Genomic DNA, 7,929 nt, shown 5'->3' with positions numbered 1-7,929 from the left:
TGCAGGTAGTGGAGTACGGCTTGGTATTTGAAGTGTAATGTATATTTGCTCATAAAAAAACTGCACCTTGTGAGTTGAAGGGGGTGTGTCCAACTTTTGGGGTGCAGTTCACATTTAAACCCTGTTTTCAGACGGCCTTTTTATCCCAATCTATCTAAAAAATGCTAAGATTGTTGCCTGAATTTATCCGGCTGAAACATCATGAACCCATTATTGAACCATCTCAAACCCTATCCTTTCGCCCGCCTGCGTGAAGCTATGCAAGGCATTGATGCACCCGAGGGTGTAACGCCCATTCATCTGCAAATCGGCGAGCCGAAACACCCGACGCCCAAAGTCATCACCGACGCGCTAACCGCCTCCCTGCACGAACTGGAAAAATATCCGCTGACCGCAGGCCTGCCCGAACTGCGCCAAGCCTGTGCCGAATGGGTGGGCCGCCGTTATGATGGTTTGAGCCTCAATCCCGACAATGAAATCTTGCCGGTATTGGGCAGCCGGGAAGCTTTGTTCTCTTTTATCCAAACCGTTTTAAATCCGGCTTCAGAAGGCCCCAAACCGGTCGTTATCAGCCCCAATCCTTTCTATCAAATTTACGAAGGCGCGACTATTTTGGGCGGCGGCGAAATCCATTTTGCCAACTGTCCGGCGCCCAGCTTCAACCCTGATTGGAGCAGTCTGCCCGAAGACGTATGGCGGCGCACCAAAGTCCTGATCGTCTGCTCGCCCAACAACCCGAGCGGCAGCGTCCTGCAATTAGAAGACTGGAAAGAAATTTTTGATTTGCAAGACAAATACGGCTTCGTTATTGCCTCTGACGAATGCTATTCCGAAATCTATTTTGACGGTAACAAACCAATCGGCGGCCTGCAGGCTGCGGCGCAATTAGGACGCGGCACGCGCAACATTATTATGTTTACCAGCCTGTCCAAACGCTCCAACGTCCCCGGTTTGCGTTCCGGCTTTGTCGCAGGCGATGCCGAGTTGCTCAAAAACTTCCTGCTCTACCGCACCTACCACGGCAGCGCGATGAGCATTCCCGTCCAACGCGCCAGCATTGCCGCTTGGAACGATGAAGAACACGTCATTGACAACCGCCGCCTCTACCAAGAAAAATTCGACCGCGTCATCCCTATTTTGCAACAGGCGTTTGATGTCAAACTGCCTGACGCGTCGTTCTACATTTGGCTGAAAGTTCCCGATGGCGACGACTTAGCATTTACGCGCAACCTGTGGCAAAAAGCCGCTATCCAAGTGTTGCCCGGCCGCTTCCTCGCCCGCAATACCGAACAAGGCAATCCGGGCGAAGGCTACGTCCGCATCGCTCTGGTTGCCGATGTGGAAAGCTGCGTCAAAGCGGCTGAAACCATGGTTGCTTTATACCGCCGATAAAACAAAGGCCGTCTGAAATTTCAGACGGCCTTTTTAAATCAACCAAGTTATATCACGAAATCCAACAGATAAAAATCTTCTTTGCCTACGCCGCACTCAGGGCATTTCCAGTCGTCGGGAATGTCCTCAAACTTGGTTCCGGCAGGCAAGCCGTGCTCAGGGTCGCCGAGGTCTTCGTCATAAATCCAGCCGCAAGGGCCGCACATATATTGAGCCATTTTGTGTTCCTTCTATTTTAAAAGGCCGTCTGAAACCGTATTTTCAGACGGCCTTTCGTGTGTTTTATTGTTGATATTTTGAATTTATTGCGCTGCTTCCAAAGCGGCGATTTCTTTACGCAGGTGTTTGATGGCCGGTGTTACGATGGCGACGAACATGGCCTCGCGGACGCGGCGTTGCGCCGGACTGCGCATCAGATAACCTTTCGCGCCTGCATGCAATGCGGCAGATTGAGTGGCGTTCAGTGCCAATACAGCAGCGGCTTCACGCAGTTTCAAAGTTGCCAACGTATCAGGTTTATTGTTCCATGCATTATCGGCAAGGCGTTCGGTTTCCGCCCATGCGCCGTCCAACGCGGCTTTCAAATCATCGTAGCTGTGGTCGAGGTAAGCGTTCACTTCCGCGTTCACTACATTGGCTATGCGGATAATGTCAAGCGCACCGTCAATCACACCGGCGCCGATACCTATTTGCAGCAAGATGAAACCGGCTTTAATGGTTGGAATATAAGACTGGAACTGCTCAGGCGTAGCAATCACATCTTCATCGGGAATAAACACGTCTTTAAAATTCAGGCTGTAAGTGCGCGTGCCTTCCAAACCGCAAAACTCAGGGCAATCTTGCAGGGTAACGCCTTCCCATTGACCGCCGGTAATAAACATCACATAGCTGTCGCCGACTTGGGCGGTATTCGCCCAAATATGGTCTTCGCCGATATTGGATACCCAAGGCAAAGCGCCGTTGACTTTGTAGCCGCCCTCGACGCGCTCGGCTTGCAGGTTGTGTTTTTCAATGCCGGCAAGGTGTTTAACGGTATTGGACATGCCCGTACCGGCCAAAACTTTGCTCTGCAGAATATCGGCAAAATATTTGTCTTTAACTGCTTGATTGGGCGATTGGTGCAGATACCACGCGCAAGCCGCCTGACACCATGCGCTGAACGAAGTGGCGCCGCATTCTTTACCGATTTCGCGCAATACGGCGATTTGCGTTGCCAAACCCAAACCGTTACCGCCTTCTTCAACCGTACCGGTCGCGGCAAAACCGCCGATTTTGCCCAATTCCAGCATAAATTCTTTCGGGTACAGGCCTTTGCGGTCGATGTCGTCCACCAATGGTTTCAGCTTACTTTTAACGAGTGCGGCAACATTGTTCAGTAAAGCTTCGCGTGTCATGATTTTTTCCTCTGAATAAGGTTTGAAGCGTAGATGGTTCTACTCATGAATTATTCTTGGCAACAAGGATATCCCTTGCTTTTTACTAAAAGGCCGTCTGAATTTTCAGACGGCCTTTGATGAAATTAGGCAAATGCCTGCAATTCAGGGTTGATTTCAGTTTTGGCAAGGTTGTTGACGTAGTTGCACAAGGTTGCCAAAGCAACGCCCATGACGACTTCAACGGCTTGCTGTTGGTTGTAGCCTGCATCAAAGAAAGCTTTCAGCTCGTCATCGGATACCGCACCTTTTTTCGCCATAACGGCTTGGGTGAATGTCGCCAAAGCACCCAGTTTGGCATCGTCAAACTCGCCTGCAGCCAATGCGCGTGCGGCTTTGATGGATTGTTCGGACAGCAGTTTTTTCAGGGTAGCCAGTTTGGTGTGGCCGGCAACGCAGAAACCGCATTCGTTGGTACGGGCAGCAATGATTTGAATAACTTCAACTTCGCCGTCAGTCAGGCTGTTGGCCGCATTCAGCTTGCCAACTTCTTGGTAAAACGCCAAAGCTTCGGGCGCATTGGCCAAAACGCCGATCAGGTTAGGAATAAAGCCGTTGTTTTTCAATACGGCTTCAACGCGTGGTTTAGCAGCTTCAGGAGCGGTTTCAACTGTGTGTATGGTCAAGCGGGACATGTGTATAACCTTCTTATCTGGTGAAATGAAGTGCCCATCATAAGCCATCCGCCTTCATCAGAAAAAGACTTATTGGTTATTTACCGCGAACCAAAAGTTATAAGGCCGTCTGAACGGATTCAGACGGCCTTATCAAATGATTCAACTCATTATTTCATAAAGTTTTTCAGCAGCATAGAAGCGATGTCGTCCAAGCCGAAGCCATCCGCATCTTGAGCCGTGCCGTTAGGCGTGGCTTTATCGACCAAGTCAGGCAATACTTTTGCCAACAAATCGCCTGCTTGACCGGCATCCACGCCGAATTTTTGCGCGATTTGGTTTACCGTATCGCTGCCCAAAGCATTTTGCAGATCGCTACCGGACACAGGCAGATTGCTGGATTGGTTGGAAACCCAGCTGCTCAGGGTATCGCCCAAACCGCCTTGTTGCAGTTGGTTGATCAGGTTGCCCACGCCGCCTTGTTGTTTCACCAAATCCATCGCCATATCGGTCAGAGAACCTTGTGCGCCGTTTTCGCTGTTGCCACCCAACACTTGAGTAGCCGCATTCAAAAGATTATCCATGAGTGCCATGACTTTTTCCTTGTATTTGTGTCTAAAAAAGAAAACGGAGTGTAGCAAAATTTGCACTGGAAAAAATCAGGCTTAACCAAACTAAACTTCTTTTATCCCCAAGCCGTAACAAAACAAAGGCCGTCTGAAACCCGGTTTCAGACGGCCTTTATAATGAATAATGCTATTCTTCGCGGCCATTGAAATACTCGGCCGCGCCACCTTCAAAAAACCCTTGCAAAATCGCCTGCGCCGCTACTTGGTCAAGTACGGATTTTTGTTTTCGGCCAAATACTTGAGCTTCAGCAAGCAGGCTTTCCGCGTATAGGGAAGACATCTTTTCATCCACCCAATAAACCGGCAAATTAAAACGTCCGTGCAACCGGCGGCCAAACTTGCGGCTCAAACGGGTCAGCTCATGCTCCGTGCCGTCGGTATGTGTCGGCAGTCCAACCACAAAATACTTGGGTTGCCATTCTTTGACCAGCTTGGCAATAGCCTCGAATTTTTCATCATTGCTGTTGCCAGTTACCGTTGCCAACGGATGGGTCATGCCCAACTCGGCATCCCCCTGCGCCACGCCGATACGCGCCTCGCCGAAGTCAAAGGCCAAAACCGTGCCTTTAGGTGCATCAGGCATGGCCGACTCCTGAAACCAAGGCATTCGGATTGACGCCCAATTTTTCAAAAGCGGCGGCATAACGGAGTTCGTAAGGCACATCAAACAGAATATGCTCGTCCGCAGGGACGGTCAGCCAAACATTTTCTGCCAGCTCGCGTTCCAACTGCCCTTTACCCCATTTTGAATAACCAATGCTGATCAAAGCCTTATCAACCGCACCTTCTTTAGACAAGTTTTCAATCACATCGCGCGAAGAAGTCAGCGCCACGTTATCGGTTACCACCATGCTGTTTTGCCAGCGGCCGATCGGCGTATGCACGACATAGCCGCGCTCAATCTGAACCGGCCCGCCCATCATCACGTTTTCATGTTGCAGGCGCAACGGGATATTGCGATCTGCGGCGGCGAAAATCATGTCCATGGTAATCGGCGAAGGCTTGTTGATGATGATGCCCAGCGCACCTTCTTCATCGTGTTCGCACACATAAATAACCGTATCCGTAAAAAACGGATCGTCCATATGAGGTATGGCAATCAGGAAATGGTTGGCTAAATTCATATTCTTTTAATCTATAAGCTGATTTTATTATTTTTGTCCGTCGGCAACCGGCGCGTCCACCACGCACGCACCGTAAACCGCACCGCCTGCCGGTACCGGCGTATCGGTTTTCGCATGGGCAAAACACGATACCGCGCTCAAAGAGTTTTTCGGAGAGCCTTGAACGATTTTATCGCTGTACACCAAATAAGCGAAAGACTTACGTTTCGGGTCGTAATAGCGGATAATCTGCTGGCTCTTAAATGCTATGCTGGCGCTGCGTTTGAACACTTGTCGCGGTTTCAAAACCGCAGCCTCGTTATAACGGATGACTTCCGCACTTTGCACGCAGGAAACCGATGCGTCGCTGGCATCTTCTTCCAGATTGACCGTTTCTTTCAAACCGCCTTTTTTCGCGTACGAAATATAACAGGCAACCCCCTGCACATCAGGATCGTCAAAACCTTCCACTTCAATACGGTCGTTTTTACCCAGCATATGAAACACCGTACTGGCGCGTCCGATTTTATCGGTATTGTCACCGCAAGCCGCCAAAACCATGGCACCCAACACTACTAATAAACATTTTTTCATAATATCCTGTCGATGCAGACTGTCAGTTTCCAGGCAGACTAAACCCTGTCCGCCCACTCTATCGTTACTATATAAGACCGTTCGTCCATATTGCAACCCGATATTATTTTCAGACGGCCTGACAGACAGTATAATCCGTCCTATTGTTCCTACTTTGATAGCAAGATCGAACCATGCGTTACAAACCCCTCATTCTCGCCCTGTTGCTCAGTTTCTCCCTGCCAACCTATGCTGCCAAAGACGCGCCGAAAGAAAAAGCGGCCGCCGTCAAAAAAACTGCGCCCATAAAAAAAGAGAAAGAAGCCGCTAAGGCAGATGTAAAAAAAGAAACCTCAAAAAAACAAGCGGTAAAAGAAAAAGAGGAAGACAAAAAAGCGGTTAAAGCCAAAGCTTCCAAAGAGAAGGAACCCTCTGACAAAAACGAACGCGCTTCAGCCAAAAACAAAACGGCTAAATCCGCCGAAGCAGCTGCCGACAATAAAAAGGCCAACCGCAAAGCCGAAGAGCCTAAAGAAACGGCAAAAGACAAAAAAGCCGCAGCCGCAAAATCCGGCAAAGCCAAAGAACAAGACAAGAAACCTGTTGAAGATAAAAAAGACAGCAAAGCCAAAGAACCCGTAAAAAAAGCAGACACGAAGGAAACCAAAGCTAAAGAGCCTGCTAAAAAAGCGGCCGAGGATAAAAAAGACGGCAAAAAAACCAAAGAGCCCGTAAAAAAAGCAGCCGAAGACAAAAAGGCCGACGCTAAAGAAGCCAAAGAGCCTGCTAAAAAAGCTGTTGAAGACAAAAAAGACGCTAAAAAAGACACAAAAACCAAAGAGCAAAACAAAAAAGCCGAGCCTAAAGTTGAGCCTAAAGCCGCTTCTTCAGCCGAAAACGATTTCAAAGCAGCCGTAACTGCCGCCGCCAACGATATGGAAACCAAAAAATCCTTTGCCAAACGCAACGAGGGTTTCATTATCCATGTCAATGCCACGCTCAAACAGCTGCAACAAACACGCAACAACCTCTCCGGCATCAACCGCAAACAACGCGACGCATGGGAAAAATTCCAAAAACTTAATGCCGATGCCAACCAGTTGAAAGCCGAAGTTTCCAACACGCGCGCCCAAATTTCGCGCTTTGTGTCCGGCAACTATAAAAACAGCCAGCCCAACGCGGTCGCCCTCTTCCTGAAAAACGCCGATGCCGGTCAAAAGACCCGCTTCCTGCGTTACACGCGTTATATCAACAACGCCAACGACCAAGTCATGAGAGACTTGGAAAAACAACAGAAAGAGCTGGCCGCGCAAGAGCAAAAAATCAACAATGAATTGGCTTACCTGAAAAAACTGCAAGCCAATATCCAAGCTTCGTTACGTCAACAAGGCGTAACCAATACCGCAGAACAAGCCGAAAGCCGCCGTCAAAACGCGCAAATGGCCAAAGAAGCGCAAAAGAAAATCAACCACAGAGAAAACGAGCAACGCCTCAACAATCTCTTGAAAGATTTGGAAAAACGCAAAGCCGAGCAACGCAAAGCCGAAGCCGAAGCACGTAAAAAAGCCGCAGAAGCCCGTTTGGCCGCCGCCGAAAAAGCCCGCAAAGAGCAGGCTGCCGCCCAACAAAAAGCCGAAGCCGAACGCGCCGCCATGTCCACGCTCACTGACGAAGACATGAAACTGCAAGCCCCGAACACCCAAGGCTTTACCGTCAGCAACGCCAACAGCTTCAGCCGTATGCAAGGCCGTCTGAAAAAACCGGTCAACGGCACATTGGCAGGCCTGTTCGGTCAAGACCGCGGCGATGGCGAAGTTTGGAAAGGCGTGTTCTACAATACCGTTCCTGCTCCGGTCAGCAGCATTGCCTCAGGCACGGTTACTTTTGCCGGCGAACTTGAAGGCTACGGCAAAGTAGTCGTCCTCGACCACGGTGACGGCTATGTCAGCATTTACTCCGGCCTAAACGAAATCGACATCGCCCAAAACTACGCCGTCAATGCCGGCAGCAAGATTGGCACCAGCGGCACTTTGCCGTCGGGCGAAACCGGCCTTTACCTTGAAGTCCGCTACAACGGACAAGTCATGAATCCGCTTTCCTGGATTAACTGATGTTTCAGACGGCCTGAGTGAGTTTTCCCCTTCAGGCCGTCTGAATTTCATCATAAACTACAATAAAACACGAT

At 49.7% G+C, this 7,929-nt stretch carries 9 protein-coding genes; 2 read left to right on the top strand and 7 right to left on the bottom strand.

The window, feature by feature from the left end; all coding sequences use genetic code 11:
• Nucleotides 1-201 precede the first annotated feature (201 nt).
• A complete protein-coding gene (gene dapC, locus ACTHTA_RS10115; RefSeq protein ID WP_308888463.1) occupies nucleotides 202-1,392 on the top strand; it encodes a succinyldiaminopimelate transaminase in 1,191 nt (396 codons plus the stop codon).
• 47 nt (nucleotides 1,393-1,439) lie between these two features.
• On the opposite strand, the gene ACTHTA_RS10110 is transcribed toward dapC, so the two are convergent.
• The 7 genes from ACTHTA_RS10110 to ACTHTA_RS10080 form a co-directional block, all read right to left on the bottom strand.
• Nucleotides 1,440-1,610: a rubredoxin gene (locus ACTHTA_RS10110; RefSeq protein ID WP_003680460.1), complete on the bottom strand. Its 171-nt coding sequence runs from the start codon at nucleotides 1,608-1,610 to the stop codon at nucleotides 1,440-1,442.
• Between the two features lie 84 nt (nucleotides 1,611-1,694).
• Complete coding sequence (locus ACTHTA_RS10105) at nucleotides 1,695-2,786, bottom strand: acyl-CoA dehydrogenase family protein (RefSeq protein ID WP_308888465.1); 1,092 nt, start codon at nucleotides 2,784-2,786, stop codon at nucleotides 1,695-1,697.
• 125 nt (nucleotides 2,787-2,911) lie between these two features.
• The gene (locus ACTHTA_RS10100; RefSeq protein ID WP_154954121.1) at nucleotides 2,912-3,460 is read right to left on the bottom strand and encodes a carboxymuconolactone decarboxylase family protein; all 549 of its coding nucleotides are present in this window, start codon (nucleotides 3,458-3,460) and stop codon (nucleotides 2,912-2,914) included.
• 149 nt (nucleotides 3,461-3,609) lie between these two features.
• Entirely contained in the window at nucleotides 3,610-4,032 is a 423-nt protein-coding gene (locus ACTHTA_RS10095) for a YidB family protein (protein ID WP_154954120.1), read from the bottom strand.
• A 163-nt stretch (nucleotides 4,033-4,195) separates the two neighbouring features.
• The gene (ruvX, locus tag ACTHTA_RS10090) at nucleotides 4,196-4,651 is read right to left on the bottom strand and encodes a Holliday junction resolvase RuvX (RefSeq protein WP_308888468.1); all 456 of its coding nucleotides are present in this window, start codon (nucleotides 4,649-4,651) and stop codon (nucleotides 4,196-4,198) included.
• Nucleotides 4,644-5,192: a YqgE/AlgH family protein gene (locus tag ACTHTA_RS10085; RefSeq protein ID WP_308888469.1), complete on the bottom strand. Its 549-nt coding sequence runs from the start codon at nucleotides 5,190-5,192 to the stop codon at nucleotides 4,644-4,646. Before ACTHTA_RS10085 ends, ruvX begins: the two co-directional genes overlap by 8 nt.
• 27 nt (nucleotides 5,193-5,219) lie before the next feature.
• A complete protein-coding gene (locus tag ACTHTA_RS10080; protein ID WP_313971384.1) occupies nucleotides 5,220-5,765 on the bottom strand; it encodes a CreA family protein in 546 nt (181 codons plus the stop codon).
• A gap of 173 nt (nucleotides 5,766-5,938) precedes the next feature.
• Between ACTHTA_RS10080 and ACTHTA_RS10075 the strand changes: the two genes are divergently transcribed.
• Nucleotides 5,939-7,855, top strand: a complete 1,917-nt coding sequence (locus ACTHTA_RS10075) for a peptidoglycan DD-metalloendopeptidase family protein (protein ID WP_440364294.1) — start codon at nucleotides 5,939-5,941, stop codon at nucleotides 7,853-7,855.
• Nucleotides 7,856-7,929: the final 74 nt, after the last annotated feature.

This window comes from Neisseria sp. P0013.S005 (genome assembly GCF_051958425.1).
Classification (GTDB): Bacteria; Pseudomonadota; Gammaproteobacteria; order Burkholderiales; family Neisseriaceae; genus Neisseria; species Neisseria subflava.
This window is presented reverse-complemented; position numbering and strand designations above follow the sequence as displayed.